The sequence below is a fragment of the Burkholderia sp. 22PA0099 genome (genome assembly GCF_047497165.1).
GTDB lineage: Bacteria > Pseudomonadota > Gammaproteobacteria > Burkholderiales > Burkholderiaceae > Burkholderia.
Map to the genome: position 1 here is coordinate 518567 of NZ_CP163165.1, position 26177 is coordinate 544743.

Here is a 26177-nt window from a genome sequence, read left to right on the forward strand (position 1 = left end):
GTTGACGTTGAAGAAGCATATTCGGGGCCGCTGCTTGCTTGCCGCTACCGTGATTACCACTGTGGTCGTGGTGATCTTGCTGACGGTCGATCTCAAGGATCTGGAAGCATGGTTTATCCGATATCGACCGACTTTGATCGGCGTCGGTCTATTTGTTGCCGGTGCGTTGGCGTTTAGCTTGCCGAGACGCAAGCAGGTGCAGTTGACCCTCCAGCAAGCATCCCGAGCACAGGCGCTTGAACCGCCCGCACTCACCGATCCGGTGGTTGCTGCCGAGAAGCGCCGTGCAGGGCAAGCCATCACCCGCGCTAAGGACTTGCGCTTCCAACTGAAGCAGATTCGTCGCTGGTTCCGCTGGGCCTACACTCGTCCGTGGCTCTTGGTGACCGGAGACGATGCCGTGGTTGGCCGACTACTGCCTGAACTCGTCGAACATGGCTGGTTGCTCACGGACGATGCGGTGCTGCTCTGTGGGAGCGTTGGCCCGGATGGTCGTCCTGATGAATTTTGGTTGCGGCAAATTCGCAAGCTCCGGCGTACTCGCCCACTTGATGCGATTGTTTTGGCGTTGGATGGCGCGATGCCAATGCCCAACGCGGTACGGGGCACGAGCCCATGGAGCGTTCATCTTGCGCGGATTGCCGATCTGCTGCGCTGGTCTGCACCTGTCTATGTGCTTGACCTTGCTGGAATCGATCCGGTTCGGCGTGAAAGCACGCCCGTCACGGGGTGTGAATTTTCCCGATCAACAGAGGTAGCCGCAATCGAAGCTGCATTGCTCGAATTGCGTGATCGCTTGTCGGACGAAAGTGTGCATCGACTGGTGCATTGCTACGATGATCGTTATGCGACGGACCTGTCGGTCAGGCTCGATACCCGTAGCGCACTGCTCGCGCGATGGATAGTGAATCTGTCAGGCTGGCAGCGTCACCCATTGCCAATTGCTGGCGTATTCTTCGCACCTTGGCCATCGCCTGGCTTGGATAGCGCGCAGTTGCCGCTGTGGGCTCATCTCTCCGATGCCACCAAACGTACTCGGGGTCGCCGCGTCGGCGTGCATCCGATTACGGTCTTGTCGACGATCGCGCTGGCTGTTATCGGGGTGTGGGGCGTCGGCATGCTGATTTCGGGCATCTCGAACACCCGTGAAGTGGCATCGACGCATGGTGTGCTGCGCACGCTCCAGCATGCTTCAGACACGGCAACTCGTCTGCGCGCGTTATTGGCACTTCAGCAACGCATCGTGTTTTATGAAGCGCATGCTCAGCATCCACCGCTTGTTTCCCGCTTCGGCCTGAACCACGACCAGGACATGCTCGATGCACTCTGGAAGCCCTACGCACGCGAAGTCCGTTCGCAGCTCATCGCACCGGTGCAGCAGGATATCGAGGCGCAACTGGTCGATCTGATCCAGATGCCGACGACCGAGCTCGACGACCAGACCAACCGCCTGGCGCTCGACGGTCATGCCGCGCTGAAAACCTACCTGATGATGGCGGAACCCGCGCGAGTCGATGTGGCGTTCATGACGCCGCAACTCGTGCGTCACTGGAATGGCGGCAAAGGGCTGCCACCCGGTGAAAAGCTCGATCTGTCGCAACGCCTGCTGTCGTTCTACGCGCAGCACTTGAGTGCCCATCCCGACTGGCGCATCGCGCCACGGGAAGCGCTGATCGGCGACGCGCGTCAGGCGCTGCTGGCCGTGATCGGCGTGAAGAATTCCGAGGACACGATCTATCAAGGCATGCTCGATGCCGTCGGGCGCAAATATTCCGACCAGACGCTGGCATCGCTCACGCCAGGCACTGATACGCGGGGCTTGCTGCGGACCACGGCGAGTGTGCCCGGCATCTATACGCGCCAGGCGTGGGACGGCACGATCGAGGCCGCGATCGATGCGGCGGCCAAGAGCAACGGGGTGAGTGCCGATTGGGTGATTGGTGCGGCGGTTACCGCGAACGCACCGTCGAATGCGTCACCCGACGCACTACGTGCGGCACTGCGGGCGCGTTACTTTGCCGATTACGCAGAGCATTGGCAGACGTTCATGAACAGCATCGCGAGCGAACCCGCGACAAGCTTGCCGTCCGCCATCGCGCAGTTGAAGCTGATTGCCGATGCACGTCAGTCACCCGTCATCGCGCTGATGAAATCGCTCGAATACCAGGGGGGCGCGGGTGCGGTTCGGACTTCGCTGTCCGATACGCTGGTGAACAAGGCACAAAATCTAATCGGCAAGAAAGACGACACCGCGCTAGCAGCGGCCCCTGATCCGGCGGGGCCGCTGGGCGCATCATTCGGCCCGGTTTTGCGGCTGGTGGCACAGGGCAATGCCGCGTCGGGGGCGAGCAGCGATCTGAGCCTGCAGCGTTTTATCGAGCGCGTAACCTCGCTGCGCCTGAGGCTGCAACGGATCGCAGACAGTTCCGATGCCAATAGCGAGGCGCAGCAGGTCGCTCAAGCGCTGTTTCAGGGCAAGAATTCGGAGCTGGCCGATACGCTGGGTTATGCGCAGTTGGTGGCCGCGAGCCTGGGCGAGCAGTGGGCCGGGATGGGGCAGGCGTTGTTCGTGAAGCCGGTCGTGCAGGCCACGCAGACAGTCCTCGAACCTGCGCAAGCCAGCCTGAACGACGCATGGCGTCAAACCATCGTCGCGACCTGGAACCGCTCGTTCGCGGGCCGCTATCCGTTCGCGAACACCGCCAACGATGTGTCGTTGCCCGAATTGTCGCGTTTCCTGCGGCCGCAAGGCGGGCTGATCGGCGCGTTCCTCTCGACGCAACTGGCGGGCGTACTGACGCTGCAAGGCGATCAATGGGTGCCGGCATCGGGCGGCAACGGGGCGGGCAACGCGGCCCGCACGGTCGATCCGGCGTTTCTCGATGCGATCAACCTGCTGCAACGGATCGCCGCGCACCTGCTCGCACAGGGCGAGCCGCAGTACACGTTCGAATTGAAGCCGGTGCCCGCGCCCGGCGTTACCGATACGCGCCTGACGGTCGACGGGCAGACACTGCACTATTACAACCAGCAGGAAGCGTGGCAGACGCTGACCTGGCCATCGAGCGAGCCGCAGAAAGCCGGCACGCGCCTCGAATGGCAAACCGAGCAGTCCGGCACGAACCTGAACCTCGAATTCGGTGGGCGCTGGGCATGGGTGCGGATGCTGGAGCGTGCGCGTGTGATGCCGGTGGATAGCGCGACCTACCAATTGACCTGGCAAGCGACGCCCCGCGCGTCGGATGCGAAGCCGGCTGCCGAAGACCACAAAGCCGATCAGCCGGATGACCCGGACACCCTGACCGCACAAGGGCCGCTCGTCGTTGCGCCGGCGTCGCTCACGCACCCGCTGACCTACTTGATTCGGACCGATGTGGGTAAGGGGCCGCTGGCGTTGTTGGCGCTGCGCAATTTCGTGTTGCCGACGCGCATTTTCATGGGGCGCGGCACACCGTCTCGCGCGAGCGGCAACGCTGCCATGCCGCCGCCATTGCCGCCCGCCGCACGGGCGGCTGCGCGCCGGGCAGCCGTTGCCATTCCGAGCGGCCCGGCGCCGCAATGACACGACAGGACAGACGATGACGAACGCGATCAAGGACAACGAGGTCCTGCGCTATTACGAGGCGGAGATGCGCTATCTGCGCGAAGCCGGCCAGGAGTTCGCCCATGCATTTCCGGACCGGGCGCGCGAGTTGGGCCTGGATCGCCGCGGTGATCGCGATCCGCACGTCGAGCGCCTGCTTGAAGGTTTCGCATTCCTGATGGGACGTTTGCGTCATAAGCTCGACGATGAGCTGCCCGAATTGACCGAAGGGCTCGTCAGCATGCTGTGGCCGCACTATCTGCGGATGATCCCGTCGCTGTCGATTCTTGAGCTCAAGCCGGACATGGGCGCGTTGCAAAAGCACGAGCGGCTCGACGCCGGGCTCGAAGCGACGTCCGGGCCGGTCGCCACGGGCGGCGCCGACGGCTCGGCCACCCACATCGAATGCGTGTATCGCACGACGCAGCCGGTTGATCTGTATCCGTTGTCGCTGACCGAAGCCAGTGCCCGGGCACGTGAGGATGGCCGCTCGGTGATCCGCTTGCGCTTCGCGATTCAGCCGCAGGCCCAGCGCGAGCAACTCCAGGTGCCGCGTGTGCGCCTGTATCTCGATGCCGATCGGCCCGTCGCACTGGCGTTGCACGCGGCACTGACCGCGAAACCGCTGGCGTTGCAGGTGCGCGTGCCGGGATATCCGGCGGAGCGCCCCGGTGCACCGCTGGAAATGAGGCGCCTACGTCTGGAGGCTGCGGGGTTCGCGGCGAACGAGCGGTTGTGGCCCAAGGCCGACAACGCGTTCGGCGGCTACCAGTTGCTGCTCGAGTATTTCACGTTCCCCGAGAAGTTCATGTTTGTTGATCTGCTCGGACTCGACCTGCAGGCGATTCCGGCGGCTGCGCCGTATTTCGATGCCGAGGTGGTGCTGGAAAAACCTTGGGCGGACGATATGCGATTCGACGCCGACAACATCCGCTTGTACTGCACCCCGATCATCAACCTGTTTCCGATCGAAGCCGATCCGGTCAAGGTCACGCAGTTCGAGACCGAATATCGAGTGCGCGCACGCGATCAATATGGTCCGCAAGTGGATATCTACTCGGTCGATGCGGTGCAGGGGATCGAGCGCGGCCGTCGTTTCGAATACACGCCGTTTGCGGCCTTCCGTCATCGCGGTGGAATGCTGCGGCATCAGATGCCCGAGCGGTATTTCCACACCCACATGCGCCGTGCGCCATCCGGGCGCTTCCATACGCAGTTGGTGCTGGGCGGCCATGCGTGGGACAGCGCAAGCGCAATGCCGCAGGAAACGCTGTCGCTGCGCGTGACGGGCACCCATGGCATGTTGCCTCGCAAGGCGCTGCGCGACGCCAGTATCACGCGGATGCGCGCGGGGTTCACGAATATCCTGTCGGTGCGCAACCTGACCCCGCCCACGGCGCCGGTCTACCCGCCGACCGGGGACCGTTTCCAGTGGCGGGTGCTATCGCATCTCGCTCCCAATTACCTGTCGCTGCTCGATGCCGAAATTCTGCGTGGCTCGCTTGCGTTGTACGACTGGACCGATGGCGAACTGAATCGTCGGCGGATCGAGGCGATCATCGATGTGCGTCATCGCCCGCTGCAAAAGCTGGTGAAGGGCGGCTTGATGCGCGGCGTCGAGATCGTCGTGACGGTCGACAGCGGGCGCTTTGCTGGCACGGGTGACCTCGAACTCTTCGGTGCGATGCTCAACCGGTTTCTGGGCCTGTACGCGACGGTCAATCTCTATACGAAGTTCGTGATGGTGCAGCAGCCTACCGGCCAACGTGTGGAATGGCCGGATACCAAGGGCGAAGGAGCGCCGTTGTGAACACGCCGCAGCGGATGCCGACGGCGTTGCCGCCCGCCCAGTCGAATCGACCGTTGTTGCCGATGCTGCTCGATCAGGCCCGGCGCATGAATTTCTATCGCTTCTGCGCGTTACTCGAATTGGCCGAGCCGGAAGCCGCGCCGTTGGGTAGCACGGATTCCCCCGCCACCGACCCGGTGCGCTTTCGTTCCCGTGCGCATCTGGGTTTTCCGGCGCGCGAGATTGACTGCGTCGAATTCGACGATGATCGGCCTGATGCACCGCCCGTTGTGCGCACGACGTTTCTCGGGTTGTATGGCGTCGATGCGCGGATGCCCGCGTACTTCGTCGACGAGATCGCGAAGAATCGTGACGGCGCCGAGCCGTTGGCGGCGTTCCTGGATCTGTTTCATCACCGAATCACGACGCAGTTTTATCGCATCTGGCGCAAATATCGTTATCCCGCTGGTTTCAGGCACGACGGGTTCGATACGGCATCACGCGGGCTGTTGAGCTTGGCGGGGCTGGGGTTTCGTTCGCCCGATACACGCATGCCCAATGGCGGATTGCCGGCCGAAATCGACACGCGCACGCTGCTGTCGATGCTGGGTCTCGCCGTCGAGAAAACCCGTACCGCCGAGGGCTTGGCGAGCGTACTGCAACACGCGGTGCCGGACGCAACCATCGCGGTCGAGGAGTTCTATCCGGTGTGGCGCATGGTCGATGATGTCGAGCCGGCGGCGTTGGGCGAACAGTGTTTGCTTGGACGCGGTTTTTACGATCGCTCGAATACGCTGCGGATCGTGATCGTGCCACGCACCCGTGAAACCGTTGCCGCATTGATACCCGGAAGGCCGGCATATCGCCGGATCATGGCCTTGCTGCGCTTCTATCTGGGCTACGAGAGCGAGGCGTTGCTGGAGATGCTGGTGGCGCCGGAATTGATGCCGGCACCGTTGCTGGCCGCCGGGCAGGCAAACCTGGGGCTGACCACGCAACTGGCCGCCCCCGCCACGACCGGCAACCGGCAACCGACGCGCGTTCAGCTCGGAGGTTGGGACGGTGCGACGGAACGCGATTGAATCCCACCCGGCATTCGGCAGGATGTCGAACATGGAACACGAACATGCAGCACGAGCATCATTTGACGACCCCGATCCAGCGCAATCTGCTGCTGGCCGGCGCGATCTTGGCGCTTGTTGCCACTGCGGGTTGCGGGATGGGGCAGGCCGTGGCGAACAATACGGTGGAGGCGGCCAAATGGGTATTTACGACGCGGGTGAGGACGATGAATATCGATCTCGTCGCGCGCTCCGCACTCAATACCAGCGACACGGGCCAGCCGTTATCGACCGTGGTTCGGCTGTATCAGTTGAAGGATGCGCGAGCGTTCAACCAGCTCGATTATGTGCAGTTGCAGACCAACGATCTGGCGGCACTCAAGGCGGATGTGCTCGCGACGAAAGACGTCGTGCTGCGCCCCGGCGCGAGCGTGAGCCTGAGCGAGCCGATGCACGAAGACGCGCGGGTGGTGGGGGTCGTCGCGTTCTTCCGTGAACCGGGCCATGGCGCGGTGTGGAAATTGACGGTGCCGAAGCAGCAGTGGAAGAAAACCGATCCGATCAAAATCGAAGTGCGGGACAACATGCTGGCGTTGGCGGGCGCCGATCAGGCACCTGTCACACGCGCCTCGCCAAAACAAAGTCTGCCGGTCACGCGGGAGAGGTCGCCGGTCGCGGGGAAACAGGCTGGTGTGGACGGGGAGGGGTGACCCTCATGCCGCGGCGAAAACGGCAGACGGCGCGGCAGGGGTAGAGGCCAGGGCCGAAGCCCCAGCCCGTCCGCTCGATGGATTCATTCCGCGACAGTTGATTCGGAATGTTCCATCGAAAACCGGTGATCGCCATCGATGGCGCTTTAATTAAAACGATTACTCCACCGTCACCGATTTCGCCAGATTCCGCGGCTTGTCCACATCCGTCCCACGCGCACAGGCCGTGTGATACGCCAGCAACTGCAACGGCACCACGTGCAGGATCGGCGACAGCGGCCCGTAATGCTCAGGCATCCGAATCACATGCAGCCCTTCGTCGTTGACGATATGCGTATCGGCATCGGCGAACACATACAGCTCGCCGCCGCGCGCGCGCACTTCCTGCATGTTCGACTTCAGCTTTTCCAGCAGCGTGTCGTTCGGCGCGACCGTCACCACCGGCATCGCTTCGGTCACGAGCGCCAGCGGCCCGTGCTTCAGTTCGCCGGCCGGGTAGGCCTCGGCGTGGATGTACGAGATTTCCTTGAGCTTCAGCGCGCCTTCGAGCGCGATCGGGTAATGCAGCCCGCGGCCGAGGAACAGCGCGTTTTCCTTGCGCGAGAACTCTTCGGACCACGCAATGATTTGCGGCTCCAGCGCCAGCACGCTGTTCAGCGCGGCCGGCAGGTGGCGCAACTGGCGGATGTAGTCGGCTTCGCGCGTCGCATCCACATGGCCGCGCAGCTTGCCGAGCGTCGCGGCCAGCAGGAACAGCGCCACCAGTTGCGTGGTGAACGCCTTGGTGGAAGCCACGCCGATTTCGGTGCCGGCGCGCGTCAGGAATTGCAGCTCGGTCAGGCGCACCATCGCGCTGGTCGCCACGTTGCACACGGCCAGCGTGTGCTTGTGGCCGAGCGATTGCGCATGCTTGAGCGCAGCCAGCGTGTCGGCGGTCTCGCCCGATTGCGAGATCACGACGATCAGTTGGCGCGGGTTCGGCACGGAATCGCGGTAGCGGTACTCGCTGGCGATCTCGACTTGCGTGGGGATCTTCGCGATCGATTCGAGCCAGTACTTGGCGGTCATGCCCGAATAGGAGCTGGTGCCGCAAGCGAGGATCAGCAGGCTGTCGATCTCGGCGAACGCGGCGGCAGCGCTGTCGCCGAACAGCGACGGGTCGAACGCTTCGATCGGCGGGATCGTGTCGGCGATCGCGCGCGGCTGCTCGAAGATTTCCTTCTGCATGAAGTGGCGATACGGGCCAAGCTCGACGGCGCCGCCGTAGGCGCTGACCACCCGCACTTCGCGCTCGGCGCGCGCACCGGCGCGGTCGACGATCTTCACGCCCGTGAGCGACAGTTCGCACACGTCGCCTTCTTCCAGGAACGTGTAGCGATCGGTGCTGCCGGCCAGCGCGAGCGCGTCGGAGGCGAGGAAGTTCTCGCCGTCGCCGAAGCCCACCACCAGCGGCGAACCCTGGCGGGCGCCGACCACGGTGTGGGGCTGATCCTTGTGGATCACGGCGATCGCGTAGGCGCCGTGCAGTTGCGCGACGGTCTCGCGCACCGCGGCGAACAGGTCGCCGCGATACAGGCTGTGCACGAGGTGGGCGATGACTTCGGTGTCGGTTTGCGAGACGAACTCGTAGCCCTTGGCGCGCAGCCCTTCGCGCAGCGTTTCGTAGTTCTCGATGATGCCGTTGTGCACGATGGCGACGGCATCCGACGAGAAGATCGGGTGCGCGTTGTGCGTGACGGGCGCGCCATGCGTGGCCCAGCGCGTATGCGAGATGCCGGTGAAGCCTTCGAAGCCGGCGTCGCGCACCTGGGCGTCGAGATCCGCCACGCGCGCGGTGCTGCGTGCGCGCTTGGGCGCGCCGTTCTCGAGCACGGCCACGCCACACGAATCGTAGCCACGGTATTCCAGCCGGCGCAGACCTTCGATCAGCACCGGAACGATATTACGTTGCGCAACTGCGCCGACAATGCCGCACATGACGATCGATCCTCCAAATGATGAAGGCGCAGTTCAGGTGCGCCTTCGAAACGTTCAAAACCGGGTAAGCAACAAGGCTGCGGGCGCCTGCCTCAGCCCTTCTTCTTGGTGGGGCGCACGTAGCCGGATTTCTCCGTCTGCTTCTTGTCGTTGAGCACCAGTTGGCCCTCGCCGACATCCTTCCAGACGGTGGTGCCGGCCGCGATCGTGACGCCGCGGCCCACGCGCACCGGCGCGACGAGCTGGGTGTCGGAGCCGACGAACACGTCGTCCTCGATCACGGTGCGGAACTTGTTCGCGCCGTCGTAGTTGCAGGTGATCGTGCCGGCGCCGATGTTCACGCGCGCGCCGATGTCGGCATCACCGATGTAGGTCAGGTGATTGGCCTTCGAGCCATGGCCGAGCACGGCGTTCTTGATCTCGACGAAGTTGCCCACGTGCGACTCGTCGGCCAGCGACGCGCCGGGCCGCAGCCGCGCGTAGGGGCCGACCACGGCCTGCGCGCCGATCTGCGCGCCTTCGATGTGGGAGAACGCGTCGATGCGGGTGCCCGCGCCGACGGTGGCGTTGCGGATCACGCAGTTCGCGCCGATCGACACGCCATCAGCCAGCACGACCTTGCCTTCGAACACGCAGTTCACGTCGATCGAGACATCGCGGCCACAGTCGAGCGTGCCGCGGATATCGATGCGCGCCGGATCGGCCAGCGTCACGCCGTCGACCAGCAGCGCCTCGGCGCGATTGCGCTGATGGATGCGTTCGAGTTCGGCGAGCTGCGCCTTGCTGTTGACGCCGAGCGTTTCCCATTCCTCGTCGGGCTGGGTGGTGATCACCTCGAAGCCGGCCTCGATGGCCTGCTCGACCACGTCGGTCAGGTAGTACTCGCCCTGCGCGTTGTTGTTGCCGAGCGCGCCGAGCCACATCGCGAGCTGCGCGGTGGGCGTGACGATGATGCCGGTGTTGATTTCGGCGATCTTGAGCTGCTCGGGCGAGGCATCCTTCTGCTCGACGATGCGCGTGACGTTGCCGGACGCGTCGCGCACGATCCGGCCATAGCCGGTCGGATCGTCGAGCGTGACAGTCAGGATGCCGTAGCGGGAGTCGGTGGCGGCGTCGGTCAGGCGCTTGAGCGTGCTGGCGCGCGTGAGCGGCACGTCGCCGTACAGCACCAGCGTGGGCACGGCCGGATCGAGCAGCGGCAGCGCCTGCCGGACCGCGTGGCCGGTGCCGAGCTGTTGTTCCTGCAGGGCGAATTGCACGTCGGGCGCATCGACCGCGGCCTTGACCGCGTCGGCGCCATGGCCGACCACCACCACCAGGCGCGACGGCGCGAGCGTGCGGGCGGTATCGATGACGTGGGAGAGGAGTGGCTTGCCAGCCAGGGGATGGAGCACCTTCGGGAGCGCCGAGCGCATCCGCTTACCGGTGCCTGCCGCCAAAATCACGATATTCATGGCGCCCGCATGTGGAGTGTTCAGAATTGAGAATTCTAGCATGCAGGTTGCCGGCGAACGGCGGCCGGATGGCCCCGATTTTGCCGCGAAACGCCCGCTGGGCGGGCCTTTCGCGGCAATCGTGAACCATCGTTACAGATCGTCGAACTGGACGATCGAGATCGCTTGGGCGCCGCCGGCCGGCGCGGCGGCATCGGTGCCGCACGGGTCTTCGTCGAACGCGATGTCGCCGTCCGGGTCGGCCTGGCCGCTCGCGCGCAAACCGGCGAACGGATACAGGCTGGTATCCATCAGGTGCGACGGCACCACCTTGGCGAGCGAGTTGAACATGTTCTCGACGCGGCCCGGGAAGCGCTTGTCCCAGTCGCGGATCAGCGCCTTCATCTCGGCGCGCTTCAGGTTCGGCTGGCTGCCGCACAGGTTGCACGGGATGATCGGGAATTCGCGCAGCTCGGCGTACTTCTCGAGATCGGTTTCCTTCACGTAGGCAAGGGGACGGATCACGATGTTCTTGCCGTCGTCCGATTGCAGCTTGGGCGGCATGCCCTTGAGCTTGCCGCCGTAGAACATGTTCAGCAGCAAGGTCTGGACGATGTCGTCGCGGTGATGGCCGAGCGCGATCTTGGTCGCGCCCAGTTCGCCCGCCACGCGGTACAGGATGCCGCGCCGCAGCCGCGAGCACAGCGAGCAGGTGGTCTTGCCCTCGGGCACCAGCCGCTTGACGATGCTGTAGGTGTCCTGGTTCTCGATGTGGAACGGCACGCCGACCTGCCGCAGATACTCGGGCAGGATGTGCTCGGGGAAGCCCGGCTGCTTCTGGTCGAGGTTGACGGCCACGATCTCGAAATCGATCGGCGCGCGCTCGCGCAGGCTCATCAGCACGTCGAGCATGGCGTAGCTGTCCTTGCCGCCCGACAGGCAGACCATCACCTTGTCGCCGTGCTCGATCATGTTGTAATCGCCAATCGCCTGCCCGACCTGGCGCACGATGCGCTTGTGCAGCTTGTTGTTCTCGTAGGCGGCTTTCTGTTCGCGGCGGGTCAGCACGGGGCGGCCGGCTTCGGCGGCCTCGACGGCGTCGTGTTGTTCGGGGGTATGGGGCGCATTCATGCTCGCTCCTCGTCCTTGATGCGGAAGACTTCGACGCCCACTGCGTCGCAATCGGGGTAGGCGTCCGGTTTTTCGGTGGAGACGCGCACCGCGCGCACGGCATCGTGCGCGAGCAGGCGGGCGGCGATCGAATCGACCAGCGTTTCCTGCAAATGGATATGGCCGTCGGCGATGCAATGCGCGACGGCCTGCTTCATCAGATCGTAGTCGATCACTTCGCGCAGCTTGTCCTGCACCGGCGTGGTGAGCGACAGCGGCACGAACACGTCGATGTTGATCACGACGCGCTGCTCGCCGCGCTTCTCGTGCTCGAACGCACCGATCCGCATGGAAACCTCATGGTTGCGCAGGTAAAGCCTGCGGCAGTCGGCGAGCCTGGGGTGCAGGAGGGCGGAAAACATGGTCGTTCCAGTCAAAGGGGCGTGCGAACACGCGAAATCGGGGCGCCGGGCGAGCGCCTGTCAGGGTTGTCGGCCGTCGGGCGGGGCGAGATGCTCGCCGCCGTCCACCGTGAGCGTGGCGCCCGTCACGCCGGCCGCGCCGGCCAGGTAGCAGGCTGCCTCGGCCAGCTCGTCGGCGTGCGGCGCGCGCCCGCGCACCAGCGCCGCGACCCGCACCTTCGGCGCCAGCGCCAGCGCCTGGGCGACCGTCGCGCGGTGCAGCGCGGCCTGCGCCAGCGCATGCGAGAGCCGTTGCGGCGCGGGATGAACCAGCGCGTCGTCGAGCAGATGGATCAGCGCCGCGCGCAACGTTTCGTCATCGCGCGCGGCCTCGGGCGTTGCCTCGGCCAGCGCGCGGCCCAGCACCACCGGCGCCGCCACCTGCCGCGCGTACGCGGCCAGCAGCGCGCCGTAACCAGCGCTGGCGGCGTCGTCGGCCGGGGCCGCCGCCGGATCGGGCGTGGCCTGGCAGACGATGCAGCCGGGCCGGCCCAGCGCATCGATGCAGGCCGGCACGAGCGACGCGGCGCCGCGTTCGTCCGACAGATCGGCCAGCAGCACCGCCGCGCGACGCCCGAGCGCCTCGACTTCGGCGGCGAGCCGCGCGGCGGCCGGGCGGGCCGCCTCGGCCTCCACGGCCAGCGCGACGTCCCAGCCCCGGCGCGCGAAGCCCAGCGCGAGCGCGCGGCCGATCTCGCCGGGGCCGCCCGGATGGGCGGCGCCCGTGATCAGCGCGACCCGTGCGCCACGCGCTGCGGGCGCGGATTGTGCTGCGCCGGCGGAGGTTGCGGCGGAATCGGTCATTTACAATGCCGGGATGAACCCGAAAGCTCACGAACCCGCTAGTTTACCCGTTCCCGGCCCCGACGCGCTCGCGCAGTCGGAAGCGCTCGCCGCGTCGTTGCGCGCGGAGATCGCGGCCATCGGCGGGTGGATGCCGTTTTCCCGCTTCATGGATCGCGCGCTCTACGCGCCCGGCCTCGGCTATTACAGCGGCGGCGCGCGCAAGTTCGGCCGGCGCGGCGACGACGGCAGCGATTTCGTGACCGCTCCCGAACTCTCGCCGCTGTTCGCGTACACGCTCGCGCGCCCGGTGGCCGAAGCGCTGGCGGCCAGCGGCACGCAGCGCATCATGGAGTTCGGCGCCGGCACCGGCAAGCTCGCGGCGGGGCTGATCGCCGCGCTCGACGAAATGGGCACGCCGCCCGAGCGCTACGAGATCGTCGAGCTGTCGGGCGAGCTGCGCGAGCGCCAGCGCGACACCGTCGAGGCGCTGCTGCCCGAGGCGCTGGCGGCGCGGGTGGTCTGGCTCGATGCGCTGCCCGAGGCGTTCGAGGGCGTGGTGGTCGGCAACGAGGTGCTCGACGCGATGCCGGTGCGGCTGGTGGTGCGCGGCGAGGCGGGCTGGCAGGAACGCGGCGTGGCGGTGAACGCCGAGCGCGCGTTCGTGTTCGAGGATCGCCCGCTGCGCGACGCGGCCGATATCGCGCTGCTCGAGCCGCTCGATCTGCCGGCCGGCTACCTGAGCGAAACCCACGCGGCGGCGCGCGCCTTCACGCGCACCGTCTGCACCATGCTTCGGCGCGGCGCGGCGTTTTTCATCGATTACGGTTTTCCGCTGCGCGAGTATTACCACCCGCAGCGCGGCGAGGGCACGCTGATGTGCCATTACCGTCACCGCGCGCACGGCGATCCGTTCGTCTGGCCGGGCCTGCAGGACATCACCGCGCACGTCGAGTTTTCCGGCATCCACGAAGCCGGCGTGGCGGCCGGCGCGGAATTGCTCGGCTATACGTCGCAAGGGCGGTTCCTGCTCAACGCGGGCATCACCGATGTGCTGTCCGAACTCGATCCGTCCGACGCGGCGCGCTTCCTGCCCGCCGCCAACGCCGTGCAGAAGCTGATCTCCGAATCGGAGATGGGCGAGCTGTTCAAGGTGATCGCGTTCGGGCGCGGCATCGACGGCCTGGAAGCGTTCGCGCGCGGCGAACGCTCGCACGCACTGTAGGGGGCGCGATGTTCCGTTGGCTGCTGGTGTCGTTCGTGGCGGTGATGCTGCTGTCGCGCTCCTGGCCGTGGCTGTCGAAGCTCGGCGTGGGCAAGCTGCCGGGCGACGTGACGTTGCGGATCGGCTCGCGCAGCTATCCGTTCCCGTTCATGTCCACGCTGGTGCTGATGATGATTCTCTCGGTGATCGCCAAGCTCTGGTGACGCGGCGGCGCGCCGCTCGGGCGCGCCGCGAGCTCCTTTCGATCAATGCGACAACTCGCCGACGATGCGCCGGACCAGTGCCTCCGCGTCGTCGAGCGCCTCGCGCTCGCTCGCGCGGACGGTGTCCGTTTCGTATTCGGTGTTGTCGGGCAAGTCGCCGTCCGAGCGCGACAGGATCACGTAGCCGCGAAAGCGGCCCCCTTCCGCCGCGCGGGTATAGGCGTTCGCCGTATAGCCGCGGGCCGTCATGCGGATGCCGTTCATGAAGGTCTCCCGGAGAGTGGGAGCGTTCATCCTAGCATCGCGCGCGCGGTGGTGCAGAAGGCGATGTCGGTGCGTTGTCGAGGCGGCCGCCGCAAACCGAATGCCTTGCCTGGCGGGCGATTCGAGCGGATCGACGGAAGCGGAAGCTGGCAGCCGGAACGGCTTGAAGCAGGGCCGGAACGCGCGGTTCTCGCGCTACGCTCCGGCCCCTGGCGCGGGTGACTCAGGGCGCCAGCAGCGCGACGACCTCGTCGAGCGTCGGCGCGTGCGCGCCGGTGTGACGGCAGGCGGCCGCGCCCGAGGCCAGCGCGAACGCCAGGTGCTCGGCCCAGCCGCGCTGCGGCGCGTTCATCAGGCTGACGATCAGGCCGCCGATCGACGCATCGCCCGCGCCCACCGTGTCGGCCACTTCGACGCGCGGCGGCTGCGCCTCGAACACCGCCTCGCCCGCGTACAGCGTGGCCGTTTGCGCGCCGCGCGTGACCAGCACGGTGGCGGCCGGGTTCAGCGCGCGCAGGGTCGCGATCGCCTCGGTCTCGTCGCCGTCGAACAGGTGCCGCAGATCCTCGTCGGACACCTTCACGAGATCGGCCAGCTTCACCATTGTCTCGAGCGTCGGGCGGTAGCCGGCCGTCATCAGGTTGCGGTAGTTCGGATCGAAGCTGATCTTCACGCCCTGCTCGCGCAGGCGCGCGGCCAGCGCGATCAGCGTGCCGGCGAGCGGCTCGCGCACCAAGCTGATGCAGCCGAAGTGCGCCCATTGCAGCGGCGCTTCCCAGCCGGCCGGCAGCGCGGCCGGATCGAACGCCAGGTCGGCGCTGTTCTCGCCGATGAAGAAGTACGACGGCGGTTGCGTCTCATGAACGATCGCCAGCAGCGGCGGGCGCTCGACGCGCTGCAGGAAGCGCAGGTCGAGGCCGGCCGCCTCGCTCTCGCGCCACAGCACGTCGGAGAAGCAATCGCGCCCGAGCGCGCCCACCGCCGCGCTCGGCACGCCGAGCCGCGCCACCGCGCGCGCCACGTTCCAGCCGGCGCCGCCAGGCACCGAGGTCCACTGGGCTGCGCCGTGCCGGACCATGTCGGTCAGGATGTCGCCGGCCGACACGAAATGGGGAAACGAGGCGCCGCTCATTGTGCGATCTCCTTGCGATGCGGGATGGCGGCGCCGTTCGCGCCGGGCAATGCGTTGAGCACCTCGTAGCAGGCGCCCATGGTGTGATAGTCGGTCTTGCCGGCCGGGCTTTTCTCGTCGCTGTACTTGCGGTTGTCGCAGGTCAGGATGCGATACCAGGCGCCGTAGCGGTGATCGACGAAATGCTGCCAGCTATAGCGCCAGATCTCGTCGTAGCAATCCCAGAAGCGCTCGCTGCCGGTGCGCTCGCCGAGCAGCGCGGCGGCGGCGAAGGTCTCGGCCTGCACCCAGAAATACTTGTCGTGATCGCACACCGTGTAGTCGGGGCCGAAGCCGTACACCAGGCCGCCGTGCTCGCTGTCCCAGGCGTGCGCGAACGCGGCGTCGAACAGCTCGATCGCGCGCGGCAGCAGCCAGTCGAGCGGACGGTGCCGTTCGAGGATCAGCAGCAGCTTGGCCCATTCGGTCTGGTGGCCGGGCTGGAAGCCCCACGGCCGGAAGATGTTGGTGCTGTCTTCCTTGTTGTAATCCCAGTCGATCGACCAATCGGCGTGGTAGTGCTCCCACACCAGGCCCTGCGACAGCGCGGCCTGGCGCTGCGTGATGTGGGTCGCCACCCGTTCGGCGCGATCGAGGTAGCGCACCTCGCCGGTGGCCTCGTAGGCGGCCAGCAGCGCCTCGGTGGTGTGCATGTTGGCGTTCTGGCCGCGATAGCCGGACACCTGCCAGTCGGGCGTGGCGTCGTCCTTGTAGAGGCCGCCGGGCGCATCCCAGAAGTGCCGTTCCATCAGATCGAAGGTGTGCGCGACCAGCGCGCGGCCTTCGTCGACCCCGGCCATCACCGCATGCGCGGCGGCCAGCAGCACGAACGCGAGGCCGTAGCAGTGGCGGGTGCCGTCGCGTACCGCGACCTTGCGGCCGTCGCGCCATTCGAGCTCCCAGTCGTAGCCTTCGTTGACCGGGTCCCAATGCGCGTCGCGCAGGAAGCGCAGGCCGTGGCGCACGTAATCCTGGTGTTGCCGGCCGCCGAACTGGCGGTACGCCATCGCGTAGTTGAAGACGAAGCGGCAACTGCTGACGAGGTGGCGCGTGGTGCGGTCGTAGATCGTGCCGTCGTCGCGGAAGAAATGGAAGAAGCCGCCCGTCTCGTCGTACACGGTCGGGGCGTAGAAGCGCAGCGTGTGCTCCACGTGGGAAAGCAGGAAACCGGCGTCGCGGAAATTCGCGACGTGCGGCGCCGGCGTGTCCGGCGCGAGCGGCAAGGCGGGTGTCGTCATGAGGCGATGGCGGGAATGTCGGGGGTGTCCGTGGTGAAGAGGCGCGGCGTCAGAGCCGCGACGGAACTGCTCGCGCGTTCGATCAGCCGCACGGGCAGGCGAATTTCGGTGTGCTCGGGCGCGTCGGCCAGCAGCAACTCGACGCCGCGGCGGCCCAGCGCTTCCTTGTCGACGGCCAGCGTCGTGAGCGGCGGCGCGGCGTGGGCGGCGCCGAGGATGTCGTCGAAGCCGACGAACGCGATGTCCTCGGGCACCCGCAGCCCGCGCGCGAGGCATACGCGCATCGCGGCCAGCGCGGCGGCGTCGTTGAACGCGAACACGGCGTCGGGGCGCGGCGCGCTGCCGTCGAGGATGCGCTCCATGGCGCGTGCGGCGCCGGTGTCGGGGTCGAGCCCGGCGTCGATGGTGACTTCGAGCGCGGGATCGAACAGCAGGCCGGCCTCGAAGAACGCGCGGCGGAAGCCGAGCGCGCGCTGCGCGATGCTGTGGTGCGCGAGCGAGCCGCCAATGAACGCGATCCGCTGGCGGCCGGTGTCGAACAGGTGGCGCATCGCCTGCGAGGCGCCGGCGGCGTTGTCGATGTTGACCGAGCGCAGGCCCGGTGCCCACATGTCGATCAGCACGAGCGGGCGGCCGGTGGCGGCCAGCGCGTCGATCGTCTCGGGCTCCATGAAACCGGCCACGGCGATCGCGTCGGGCGCGTGCGGGCGCATCTGGCGCAGCACGTCGTCGGTCGGGCCGACGGTCAGCAGCGCGGGCACGATGCCGCGGTCGCGGCACGCTTCCTCCACGCCGTGCAGCACGTGCGAGAAGAACGGCGTCGCCGCGAAATTGTTGTGCTGGCGGTGCAGCAGGAACGTGAGCCGGCGGATGCGCGGCCGCAATTGCGCCGGATCGTAGCCGAGCTGCGCGGCCACCGCGACGATGCGCTCGCGCGTCGCCTCGGACAGGCCGGGCTGGTTTTTCAGTGCGCGCGAAACCGTGCCGATCGATACGTTCGCCGCTTGAGCCACATCGCGAATAGTGGTGCCCATGCTCGCCAGACCAAAGTGTTTAGGGTGCGAGCGATTGTATAGTAAAAATTTCGGCTGAAAATGTGCGGGGATGCCGGAGAGAAGTCGGTGAATACCCGTAAATTAGGGGTTTATTCGGAGATAAACGGCGTGCACGTGTTTATGACGTTTGCTAAACATGTGCGAGGGAAGTGAACACGGAAAGGCGGTCGAAATCCGCGCGGTGCGGAGCGGAAAGCGACGCGTCGGCCGGCGGTGCGGCGCAGGTGTCGAGCGATTCAGCCGACGGAGCGGCGCAGGCGTCGAGTCGTTCGCCGACAGTGCGGCTCAGGCGCCGAATAGTTCGGCCGGCAGTACGGCTCAGTCGTCGAGCGGTTCGGCTGGCGGCGGCCCGGACGGCACGGCCTTCGGCTGCTCGCCGTGCGCGCGCAGCCAGGCGCGGCCTTCGTCCACGTCGATCTCGTAGAGGTGCCCCGGATGATGCTTGGCGCGGCGCTTGGCCAGCGCGGCCACCGAGGCGATCTCGTCGCTGCGGTAGCGGCGCGTGCCGGGCACGCGCACGCAGCCGATCGCCATCGTCACGAAATCGAAGAACGCCGGATTGCCGCGCCGGTCCTCGCCGTGGATGCCGCCCGCGAGCCGGTCGGCATGGGCGTAGAAGCGCTGCGCGCCCTCGTCGAAGCGGTCGATCGCGCGTTGCGCGCGCGCCTGCCAGTCGTCGCTCTGGAACAGCACCAGGAAATCGTCGCCGCCCACGTGGCCGAGGAAGTCGCGGGTCGGATCGCACACGTCCGCCAGCACGGCGGCGGCGAATTTCAGCACCTCGTCGCCCTGCCAGTAGCCGTATTGATCGTTGAACGGCTTGAACTGGTTCAGATCGACGTAGCAGGCATGGAAGGCCGCATCCTTGCCCACCAGCCGCGCGATGTGCGAACTGATCGGGATGTTGCCGGGCAGGAACGTCAGCGGGTTCGCGTAGCGCGCGGCCTCGACGCGTACCTCGGTCACCGCGCGCACCAGGCTCTCGCCGGTGCCGAGGCCGGCGTAGCGGCCGTGGTCGGTGATGATGAAGCCTTCGGTCAGGTAGCGCTGGTCGTGGTTGGCCAGCAGCGTCGTCAGTTGCTCGACCGTGGTGGCGTTGTCGACGATCAGCGGCGTGTCGTTCGCCAACTGCAGGCACGGCCGCTTGCCGAACACCTCGCGGTGATACGGCAGCGCGTAGCGATCCATGAAGCCGCGGCGGTTGATCAGCGCGATCGGCCGCTCGTTCTCGACCACCGCCACCGCATGCAGATCGGGCCGGCGCTGGAACAGTTCGAGCACCTGGTTGTTGGTCGCGTGGCTCGGCAGCGCGGGTGCGATCACGCGCATCTTGTCGGTGACGGTCGCGTCCGGCCGCGTGCCGGCGGTGGTGCGCGCCACGCCCGGGAACACCGCGATGTGCGAGGCGCGCAGTGCGTCGCGGGCGGCCTCGGCGGTGTGCTCGGCCGGTACGTAGGCCGGGCGGCCGAGGAAGAAGCCCTGGCCGTAATCGATGCCGAGATCGCGCACCACGATCAGGTCCGCCGCGCATTCGATGCCTTCGGCGATCAGCAGCCCGCCGGTGGCCGCCGAAAAATGCTGCATCGCCTTGACCGCCTCGAACTTGCGCGGGTCGCTGGCGATGCCGTCGATGAAGAAGCGGTCGATCTTGACGATGTCGGGCCGCAGCCGCACCCAGGCGCTCATGCTGGCGTTGGCGGTGCCGTAATCGTCCAGCGCGAACGACACGCCCGAGCCACGCAATTCGGCGAGCGCCGCCGGCAGGCCGGGCAGGTCGCTGGCCGGATGCTGCTCGGTCAGCTCGATCACGATGCGGTTGGCCGGCATGGCCGACAGCACGCGCTCGCGATGCCGTGCGAGCTGCACGATCGCATGCGCGCTGAAATTGACGAACAACTGGCCGTCCCGGCCGGTGGCGGCGAAGCCGTTCACGCAGGCGGTGGCCGCGGCCAGTTCGAGTTCGAGCGAGCAGCCCTCGCGCGCGGCCTGCGCGAACAGCGCGCCCGGCATTTCGAGCGGCGAGCCGGCCGGCCCGCGCACCAGCCCTTCGTAGCCGATGATGGCGCCGCCGGAAATCGCGACGATCGGCTGGAATTGCGCACTCAGCGCGCCGGCGGCAAGCAGGTCGGCGACGCGCGCCGGTTCGGCGACAACGGAGAGGGGCGGAGGCATGAGGGGGACGGGCAGACGAGGGCAGGCGGGCGTCGAGACACACAATTTAACAATCGCCACCGGCCCCGGAGCAGTGAATTTTTTATGACGGCTCCGGCGTGCCGGCCCGTTCGCGTCGGGTACGAGGCCGGGCCTTCGCACCGGCTCGCGCAAAGGCCCGATGCACCCATAGTCATTTTATTTTTAGTTATTAAATGACTATGGGTAATAGAAGGCGTGCGGCAAATTTCGGGGTGCGATCAATGCCGGCCGGCGTGGCCCGCGTCGTCGAGGCTGGTGTCGCGCGCGCCCCAGCGTTGCGCGAGCGCCGCGCACACCATCAACTGGATCTGGTGGAACAGCATGAGCGGCAGCACGATCGCGCCGACCGCATGTGCGGCGAAGATCACCTTCGCCATCGGGATGCCCGACGCGAGGCTCTTCTTCGAGCCGCAGAAGATGATCGTGATGCAGTCGGCGCGATTGAAGCCGAGCCGCTTGCTGACCAGCGCCGTGATGCCCAGGGCGATCGCGAGCAGCGCCACGCACACCAGCAGCAGGCCGCCTAGCGCCGCCGCCGGGATCTGGTGCCAGAGGCCTTCGTTGACGGCCTCGCTGAACGCCACGTACACCACCAGCAGGATCGAGCCCTGATCGACGAACTTCAGCACGCCGCGGTTGCGCTCGATCCAGTTGCCGATCACCGGACGCAGCAACTGGCCCGCCACGAACGGCACCAGCAACTGCATGACGATGCTGCCCACCGTGCTCCAGGCCGAATGGCCCGCGCCCGACTGGGTGGTCAGCATCGCGCCGACCAGCGCCGGCGTGATGAAGATGCCGAGCAGGCTCGACGCCGACGCCGAGCACACGGCGGCCGACACGTTGCCCTTGGCGATCGAGGTGAACGCGATCGACGACTGCACCGTGGACGGCAGCGTGCAGAGGAACAGCACGCCCGCGTACAGCGCCGGCGTGACGAGCGGCGAGAGCAGCGGGCGCAGCGCGAGGCCCAGCAGCGGGAACAGCGCGAAGGTACTCAGCATCACGACGATATGAAGCCGCCAGTGGGTTGCGCCGGCCACGATCGCCTCGCGCGACAGCTTTGCGCCGTGCAGGAAGAACAGCAGGCCGATGGCGATGTTGGTCGCCCAGTTGGCGGCGTGCGCGACCTGGCCGCGACACGGCAGCAGGCTGGCGAAGACGACGGTGCCGACCAAAGCCAGCGTGAAATTGTCGGGAAGAAAACGGGGACGGGCCATCGGCATCTCAAGAACGGAAACGGAGGAGCGGGTGCGAGGCGCGCCGCCGTGGTCTGTCGGCCGACGCGCTCCGGCGCGTATTGTCCCGGTTGCCTATTCAATAGGCAAATTCATTTCGAGAATCGATTGATGAAAGACAATCATAAGAAATCGCATTCCACCATCCCTTTTTTACGCAAAAACCTTTCAGGAAAACCCTATCGTGGCGGCCTTGAAGATCCTTGAAAAACTTACGAAAAATCTCGAAAAAGGCCGGGGTAACACGGTGTTACATCGGTGCCGCCGGCCTAACATTTTTCGGCTCGACACAAAAACGGCATGCCCATAAATTACTGCTGAAAGCTCACGTCCTAAATAGGGAACCAGCAATACGCGGTCAGTGAGCGCACAAGGGATGACGAACGTGGATCGGGCAAAACGGAATATCGGGCGATGGATGGCGGGCGCGGCAGCAGCGCTGTGCGCCTCGCTTGCGTTCGCCCATCCGCACGGTGGCCCGGGCGGTGGCGGCGGTGCGCATCGCGAATTTGCGCACGGCGGGGCGGGTGCTCCGTACGCACAGCCGCGCATGGGCGTGAGCAGCGGCGGGCCCCGCTGGGGGCTGCGGCCGGTGACGGCGCCGTCGTACGGCCAGCGCGACGGGCACGAATACGGGCACGGTCAGGCGCACGTCTACGGCCGCGAGTCGGGCCAGCAGGGGCGGTATGCGCCCGTCAATCCGTATCGCCCGATCAGCGCCAACGCCGAATCGATGCAGCGCCCCGGTTCCAACTACGCGCCAATGCGCAGCGGGTCGATCCGCGCCGACGTCGCGCGCTACAACGAGGAACGCGGCGGCCGTCCGGTGCCGCAACCGCGCGAGCAGGAAGGCGGCGGCGCGCGCAACACGTTCTTCTCGTCGTTCTATCGCAACAATTGATGCGGCCGGCCGGGCTCTCCGGCCGTGTCGCGCTGTCTGTTTTCTCTCCCCCCAGTTCCTTCCTGATAACGCCCTTGTCGGCGGGCTTTTGCACGCCTGCTGACGCGTAGGCGCCACCGTCGCGCCGTCTTTCGTTCGCGGCGCTTCGCGCGCTTCGCTGCTTGCGCCATCTTTCGCACCTCGTCGGTGGGCCGGCACCTGCACCCGCGCCCGCGGCAATCGCGACGCCGCTATACCGAACATAAGTCCGCCCATTTTTGACCGGCTTATCGGTCCATGAAGATGGCCGTGCTTCACCGTGCGCATGCAGCCCAAACAACGATACGCGCACCGGTTCCCAACGAATTGATTCGGAGATCTCATGAAGTCTTTCGCTCGCCGGACTGCGTCCGGTGCTGTCGCTTGCGCCGCGTTCGCGGCCTGCTTTTCGGTTGCCGCGCCCGCACGGGCACAATCGAGCGTGCAACTGTATGGGCAGGTCGACGCCTGGGTCGGCGCGCAGAAATTCCCCGGTAACGAACGCGCATGGGGCGTGCAGGGCGGCGGCATGTCGACTTCGTACTGGGGCCTGCGCGGCACCGAGGATCTGGGCGGCGGCTACCGGGCACTGTTCACGTTCGAGGATTTTTTTCGCCCGCAAAACGGCAAGTACGGCCGCTTCGACGGCGATACGTTCTTCGGCCGCAATTCCTACGTCGGCCTCGAAACGCCGTACGGCACCGTGCGCGCCGGGCGCTTGACCACGCAGTTGTTCATCTCGACGATCCTGTTCAACCCGCTGATCGATTCGTACGAGTTCTCGCCGATCGTCTATCACGTGTTCCTCGGCCTGGGCACGTTCCCCACCTACACGACCGATCAGGGCGTGGTGGGCGATTCGGGCTGGAACAACGCGGTGTCGTACACGTCGCCCGATTTCAACGGCTTCAGCGCGAGCGCGATGTACGCGCTCGGCAACCAGGCGGGCAGCAACGGCGCGAAGAAATGGAGTGGCCAGATGCAGTATTACCGCGGCGCGTTCGCCGCGACGGCCGTGTATCAGTACGTCAACTTCAACAACAGCCCGACCGACCTCGGCTCGCTGGTGGCCGGCATGAAGAGCCAGAGCGTCACGCAGCTCGGCGTCAGCTACGACCTCAGGTTCGTGAAGCTGTACGGGCAGTACATGTATACGAAGAACGACATGCAGACCGGAAGCTGGCACGTGAACACCGCGCAGGGCGGTGTGTCGGTGCCGGTCGGCGCGGGCAGTGCGCTGGCCTCGTACGCGTATTCGCGCGACGCGGGCGGCCTCGACCAGACGCATCAGACCTGGGCGCTCGCCTACGACTATCCGCTGTCGAAGCGCACCGATCTCTACGCGGCCTATATGTTCGATCACCTGTCGAATCAATCGACCGGCTACACGTTCGGCGGCGGCATGCGCGTGCGCTTCTGAACGCCGATGCGTGTACGGCACGCAACACCCGCTCGGCATTTTTTGCCGTTGCCGAGCAGTTCTGTAGCGAAACTGGGGAATTACGCGGCGTTTTGCGTTTGTTGACCTTTTGCCTTGCCAGCCTTTGCTACAGTCGCTTCCAATTGAGCCTATTGAAGTCAACTGGATCGCGAGCTTTGGTATGGATACCCTCGTCAGCATGAATGTGTTTCGCTACGTCGTCGAAGTGGGCAGCTTCGTCGGCGCGGCGGAGCGGATGCAAATGTCCGCTGCGATGGCGAGCAAGCACGTGATGCATCTTGAGCAGCAGCTCGGCTCGCGGCTGCTGCATCGAACCACCCGTCGCGTCGCGCCCACCGAAGCCGGGCGCGAGTACTACGAGCGCCTCGTGCAAGCGCTGACCGAACTCGACGAGGCCGGCCAGGCGGTCGGCGCGGCGAGCATCGTGCCGCAGGGCCGCTTGCGCGTGACCACGCTGTCGGCGTTCGGCCTGCGCCACGTGATGCAGGCCGTGACCGGCTACGCGGCGCGCTACGCCGATGTGACCGTCGAGATCACGCTGTCGGATCGCGTCGTCGAACTGATCGACGAAGGCTACGACGTGGCCGTGCGCGCCGCGCCGTTCGGCTTGAAGTCGTCGTCGCTGGTCGCGCGCCAGATCGCCACCGCGCACATTTTGTTGGTGGCCTCGCCGGCCTATCTGGAAGAACACGGCACGCCGGCCACGCTGGCCGATCTCGAACACCACAACTATCTGCGTCGCGACAGCGGCCCGACCTCGATCGATTCGCTCGCGTTCGAATCGGCCGCGGCCTCGCGCGTGACGCTGTCGGGCAACCTGATCATCAATCACCTCGAAGCGCTGCGCGTGGCGGTGCTCGACGGCAGCGGCATCGCGATGCTCGGCACCGAGGTGATCGGCGACGACATCGAAGCCGGCCGCCTCGTGCCGCTGCTGCTCGACGTGATGCCGCCGCGCGAGCTGCCGATCTACGCGGTGTACGCGAGCCGCCGGCATGTGTCGGCGAAGGTGCGCTCGTTCGTCGATTTCCTGGCTGACCGGTTCTCGGGGCAGTCGCTGTGCCCGACCGTCGACGCCTATCTGGCGGAGGCCGCCGCGCCGCGTTTGAAGCGCGTCGCGGTGAGTTGAACACTGCGCGGTTGTTCCGCACGCAGTCGTGAATGAAAAAACCGGCCTCGCAGCCGGTTTTTTTATCGCATCGCGCGAGCCGAAGCGCCGAGCGCCGGTTCAGATGCGAATCCCGAGCCGCGCCTTCGCGTCGTCGTATTCGCGCGCGAGCCGCGCGACCAGATCGCCGACGCTTGGTACGTCGTCCATCAGGCCGACGCCCTGGCCCGCGCCCCAGATGTCCTTCCAGGCCTTCGCCTTGTCGCTGCCGAAATTCATCTTCGACTTGTCGGCTTCGGGCAGCGCGTCCGGGTCCAGCCCGGCGTTGACGATGCTTTCGCGGATGTAGTTGCCGTGCACGCCCGTGAACAGGTTGGTGTAGACGATGTCGGCCGATTTCGCGTCGACGATCGCGCGCTTGTAGCCTTCCACCGCGTGCGCTTCCTGCGTGGCGATGAAGCGCGTGCCCATGTAGGCGAGGTCGGCGCCCATCGCCTGAGCGGCCAGGATCGCGCCGCCGTTGGCGATCGAACCCGACAGCACGATCGGGCCGTCGAAGCGCTTGCGCACCTCGCCCACCAGCGCGAACGGCGAGGTGGTGCCCGCATGGCCGCCCGCGCCGGCCGCCACCAGGATCAGGCCGTCCACGCCCGCTTCGAGCGCCTTTTCGGCGTGGCGCAGGTTGATCACGTCGTGCAGCACGATGCCGCCGTAGCTGTGCACCGCCTGCACGATCTCGGGCGACGGCGCGCGCAGGCTCGTGATGAAGATCGGCACCTTGTGATCGACGCAGACGCGCACGTCGTGTTCGAGCCGCACGTTCGACTGATGGACGATCTGGTTGACCGCGATCGGGCCGATCACCGCCTCCGGATGCGCCTCGCGATGCGCGGCCAGGCCGTCCTCGATCTGCGTGAGCCATGCGTCGAGCAGCTCGGCCGGGCGTGCGTTGAGCGCCGGGAACGAACCGACGATGCCGGCCTTGCACTGCGCGAGCACCAGTTCGGGATAACTGACGATGAACATCGGCGAGGCGATGACGGGCAGCGACAGGCGCTGGAGGACGGCGGGCAGGGCCATGGTGGGAGTCTCCTGGATCGTCTTGCGCCTGCGTGTTTCGCGGGCGGCTGCATGAGTGTAGCGAGGCGGCGCGGCGCGTGTCGGGCACGGTGTGCAGGACGATGCACGCACCCGTGCGTGCCGGTCGTCGCATAT

Annotated in this window: 21 protein-coding genes; 9 read left to right on the forward strand and 12 right to left on the reverse strand. The window is 66.5% G+C overall.

The features are described 5' to 3' along the window. Position 1 precedes the first annotated feature (1 nt). The 4 genes from AB4851_RS17590 to tssJ are packed head-to-tail and all read left to right on the forward strand — an operon-like array spanning position 2 to position 7143. Positions 2-3562, forward strand: coding sequence for an ImcF-related family protein (locus AB4851_RS17590; protein WP_414450856.1), 3561 nt, complete (start codon positions 2-4; stop codon positions 3560-3562). Between the two features lie 16 nt (positions 3563-3578). Beyond that, positions 3579-5393 (forward strand): type VI secretion system baseplate subunit TssF, encoded by a 1815-nt coding sequence (gene tssF / locus AB4851_RS17595; protein ID WP_414450857.1) that lies wholly within the window; start codon positions 3579-3581, stop codon positions 5391-5393. Positions 5394-5407: 14 nt separating this feature from the next. Next, a complete protein-coding gene (gene tssG / locus AB4851_RS17600; RefSeq protein WP_414451880.1) occupies positions 5408-6454 on the forward strand; it encodes a type VI secretion system baseplate subunit TssG in 1047 nt (348 codons plus the stop codon). Between the two features lie 44 nt (positions 6455-6498). Beyond that, the gene (tssJ, locus tag AB4851_RS17605) at positions 6499-7143 is read left to right on the forward strand and encodes a type VI secretion system lipoprotein TssJ (protein ID WP_414450858.1); all 645 of its coding nucleotides are present in this window, start codon (positions 6499-6501) and stop codon (positions 7141-7143) included. 159 nt (positions 7144-7302) lie between these two features. On the opposite strand, the gene glmS is transcribed toward tssJ, so the two are convergent. The 5 genes from glmS to AB4851_RS17630 form a co-directional block, all read right to left on the reverse strand. Then, complete coding sequence (glmS, locus tag AB4851_RS17610; protein ID WP_414450859.1) at positions 7303-9120, reverse strand: glutamine--fructose-6-phosphate transaminase (isomerizing); 1818 nt, start codon at positions 9118-9120, stop codon at positions 7303-7305. A gap of 92 nt (positions 9121-9212) precedes the next feature. Beyond that, positions 9213-10574, reverse strand: a complete 1362-nt coding sequence (gene glmU / locus AB4851_RS17615) for a bifunctional UDP-N-acetylglucosamine diphosphorylase/glucosamine-1-phosphate N-acetyltransferase GlmU (protein WP_414450860.1) — start codon at positions 10572-10574, stop codon at positions 9213-9215. A 132-nt stretch (positions 10575-10706) separates the two neighbouring features. Next, complete coding sequence (gene ttcA / locus AB4851_RS17620; RefSeq protein ID WP_414443268.1) at positions 10707-11684, reverse strand: tRNA 2-thiocytidine(32) synthetase TtcA; 978 nt, start codon at positions 11682-11684, stop codon at positions 10707-10709. Continuing rightward, the gene (locus AB4851_RS17625; protein WP_414450861.1) at positions 11681-12085 is read right to left on the reverse strand and encodes a dihydroneopterin aldolase; all 405 of its coding nucleotides are present in this window, start codon (positions 12083-12085) and stop codon (positions 11681-11683) included. Before AB4851_RS17625 ends, ttcA begins: the two co-directional genes overlap by 4 nt. Before the next feature lie 60 nt (positions 12086-12145). Next, the gene (locus AB4851_RS17630) at positions 12146-12928 is read right to left on the reverse strand and encodes an SDR family NAD(P)-dependent oxidoreductase (protein WP_414450862.1); all 783 of its coding nucleotides are present in this window, start codon (positions 12926-12928) and stop codon (positions 12146-12148) included. Between the two features lie 13 nt (positions 12929-12941). Between AB4851_RS17630 and AB4851_RS17635 the strand changes: the two genes are divergently transcribed. Next, positions 12942-14132 (forward strand): class I SAM-dependent methyltransferase, encoded by a 1191-nt coding sequence (locus AB4851_RS17635; RefSeq protein WP_414450863.1) that lies wholly within the window; start codon positions 12942-12944, stop codon positions 14130-14132. Positions 14133-14140: 8 nt separating this feature from the next. After that, positions 14141-14335 (forward strand): DUF2905 domain-containing protein, encoded by a 195-nt coding sequence (locus tag AB4851_RS17640; RefSeq protein WP_414450864.1) that lies wholly within the window; start codon positions 14141-14143, stop codon positions 14333-14335. Between the two features lie 42 nt (positions 14336-14377). On the opposite strand, the gene AB4851_RS17645 is transcribed toward AB4851_RS17640, so the two are convergent. The 6 genes from AB4851_RS17645 to AB4851_RS17670 form a co-directional block, all read right to left on the reverse strand. Beyond that, a complete protein-coding gene (locus AB4851_RS17645) occupies positions 14378-14599 on the reverse strand; it encodes a hypothetical protein (protein ID WP_414443263.1) in 222 nt (73 codons plus the stop codon). 223 nt (positions 14600-14822) lie between these two features. Then, positions 14823-15731, reverse strand: a complete 909-nt coding sequence (locus AB4851_RS17650; protein ID WP_414450865.1) for a carbohydrate kinase family protein — start codon at positions 15729-15731, stop codon at positions 14823-14825. Next, entirely contained in the window at positions 15728-17008 is a 1281-nt protein-coding gene (locus AB4851_RS17655) for an AGE family epimerase/isomerase (RefSeq protein ID WP_414450866.1), read from the reverse strand. The genes AB4851_RS17650 and AB4851_RS17655 overlap by 4 nt, the downstream gene beginning before the upstream one ends. After that, positions 17005-18042, reverse strand: coding sequence for a LacI family DNA-binding transcriptional regulator (locus AB4851_RS17660; protein WP_414443260.1), 1038 nt, complete (start codon positions 18040-18042; stop codon positions 17005-17007). The genes AB4851_RS17655 and AB4851_RS17660 overlap by 4 nt, the downstream gene beginning before the upstream one ends. Positions 18043-18381: 339 nt before the next feature. Next, on the reverse strand, positions 18382-20235 hold the full coding sequence (locus tag AB4851_RS17665) for an EAL domain-containing protein (protein ID WP_414450867.1): 1854 nt from the start codon (positions 20233-20235) through the stop codon (positions 18382-18384). A 239-nt stretch (positions 20236-20474) separates the two neighbouring features. After that, on the reverse strand, positions 20475-21476 hold the full coding sequence (locus AB4851_RS17670; RefSeq protein WP_414450868.1) for a bile acid:sodium symporter family protein: 1002 nt from the start codon (positions 21474-21476) through the stop codon (positions 20475-20477). A gap of 394 nt (positions 21477-21870) precedes the next feature. On the opposite strand from AB4851_RS17670, the gene AB4851_RS17675 reads away from it, so the two are divergent. The 3 genes from AB4851_RS17675 (at position 21871) to AB4851_RS17685 (ending at position 24983) form a co-directional block, all read left to right on the forward strand. Further along, positions 21871-22395: a peptide-binding protein gene (locus AB4851_RS17675; RefSeq protein ID WP_414450869.1), complete on the forward strand. Its 525-nt coding sequence runs from the start codon at positions 21871-21873 to the stop codon at positions 22393-22395. Positions 22396-22756: 361 nt separating this feature from the next. After that, the gene (locus tag AB4851_RS17680) at positions 22757-23833 is read left to right on the forward strand and encodes a porin (RefSeq protein WP_414450870.1); all 1077 of its coding nucleotides are present in this window, start codon (positions 22757-22759) and stop codon (positions 23831-23833) included. 181 nt (positions 23834-24014) lie between these two features. Continuing rightward, positions 24015-24983 carry a LysR family transcriptional regulator gene (locus AB4851_RS17685; protein WP_414450871.1) on the forward strand — a complete coding sequence of 323 codons (969 nt, stop codon included), beginning with the start codon at positions 24015-24017 and terminating at the stop codon, positions 24981-24983. 99 nt (positions 24984-25082) lie between these two features. Here the strand turns inward: AB4851_RS17685 and AB4851_RS17690 are convergent, their stop codons facing one another. Further along, positions 25083-26042: an NAD(P)H-dependent flavin oxidoreductase gene (locus tag AB4851_RS17690; RefSeq protein ID WP_414450872.1), complete on the reverse strand. Its 960-nt coding sequence runs from the start codon at positions 26040-26042 to the stop codon at positions 25083-25085. Positions 26043-26177 lie beyond the last annotated feature (135 nt).

Coding starts and splice junctions, on each gene's coding strand:
- tssF (WP_414450857.1), top strand. CDS start 3,579: ATGACGAACGCGATCAAGGACAACGAGGTCCTGCGCTATTACGAGGCG.
- tssG (WP_414451880.1), top strand. CDS start 5,408: ATGCCGACGGCGTTGCCGCCCGCCCAGTCGAATCGACCGTTGTTGCCG.
- tssJ (WP_414450858.1), top strand. CDS start 6,499: ATGCAGCACGAGCATCATTTGACGACCCCGATCCAGCGCAATCTGCTG.
- glmS (WP_414450859.1), bottom strand. CDS start 9,120: ATGTGCGGCATTGTCGGCGCAGTTGCGCAACGTAATATCGTTCCGGTG.
- glmU (WP_414450860.1), bottom strand. CDS start 10,574: ATGAATATCGTGATTTTGGCGGCAGGCACCGGTAAGCGGATGCGCTCG.
- ttcA (WP_414443268.1), bottom strand. CDS start 11,684: ATGAATGCGCCCCATACCCCCGAACAACACGACGCCGTCGAGGCCGCC.
- AB4851_RS17625 (WP_414450861.1), bottom strand. CDS start 12,085: ATGTTTTCCGCCCTCCTGCACCCCAGGCTCGCCGACTGCCGCAGGCTT.
- AB4851_RS17630 (WP_414450862.1), bottom strand. CDS start 12,928: ATGACCGATTCCGCCGCAACCTCCGCCGGCGCAGCACAATCCGCGCCC.
- AB4851_RS17635 (WP_414450863.1), top strand. CDS start 12,942: ATGAACCCGAAAGCTCACGAACCCGCTAGTTTACCCGTTCCCGGCCCC.
- AB4851_RS17640 (WP_414450864.1), top strand. CDS start 14,141: ATGTTCCGTTGGCTGCTGGTGTCGTTCGTGGCGGTGATGCTGCTGTCG.
- AB4851_RS17645 (WP_414443263.1), bottom strand. CDS start 14,599: ATGAACGGCATCCGCATGACGGCCCGCGGCTATACGGCGAACGCCTAT.
- AB4851_RS17650 (WP_414450865.1), bottom strand. CDS start 15,731: ATGAGCGGCGCCTCGTTTCCCCATTTCGTGTCGGCCGGCGACATCCTG.
- AB4851_RS17655 (WP_414450866.1), bottom strand. CDS start 17,008: ATGACGACACCCGCCTTGCCGCTCGCGCCGGACACGCCGGCGCCGCAC.
- AB4851_RS17660 (WP_414443260.1), bottom strand. CDS start 18,042: ATGGGCACCACTATTCGCGATGTGGCTCAAGCGGCGAACGTATCGATC.
- AB4851_RS17665 (WP_414450867.1), bottom strand. CDS start 20,235: ATGCCTCCGCCCCTCTCCGTTGTCGCCGAACCGGCGCGCGTCGCCGAC.
- AB4851_RS17670 (WP_414450868.1), bottom strand. CDS start 21,476: ATGGCCCGTCCCCGTTTTCTTCCCGACAATTTCACGCTGGCTTTGGTC.
- AB4851_RS17675 (WP_414450869.1), top strand. CDS start 21,871: ATGACGAACGTGGATCGGGCAAAACGGAATATCGGGCGATGGATGGCG.
- AB4851_RS17680 (WP_414450870.1), top strand. CDS start 22,757: ATGAAGTCTTTCGCTCGCCGGACTGCGTCCGGTGCTGTCGCTTGCGCC.
- AB4851_RS17685 (WP_414450871.1), top strand. CDS start 24,015: ATGGATACCCTCGTCAGCATGAATGTGTTTCGCTACGTCGTCGAAGTG.
- AB4851_RS17690 (WP_414450872.1), bottom strand. CDS start 26,042: ATGGCCCTGCCCGCCGTCCTCCAGCGCCTGTCGCTGCCCGTCATCGCC.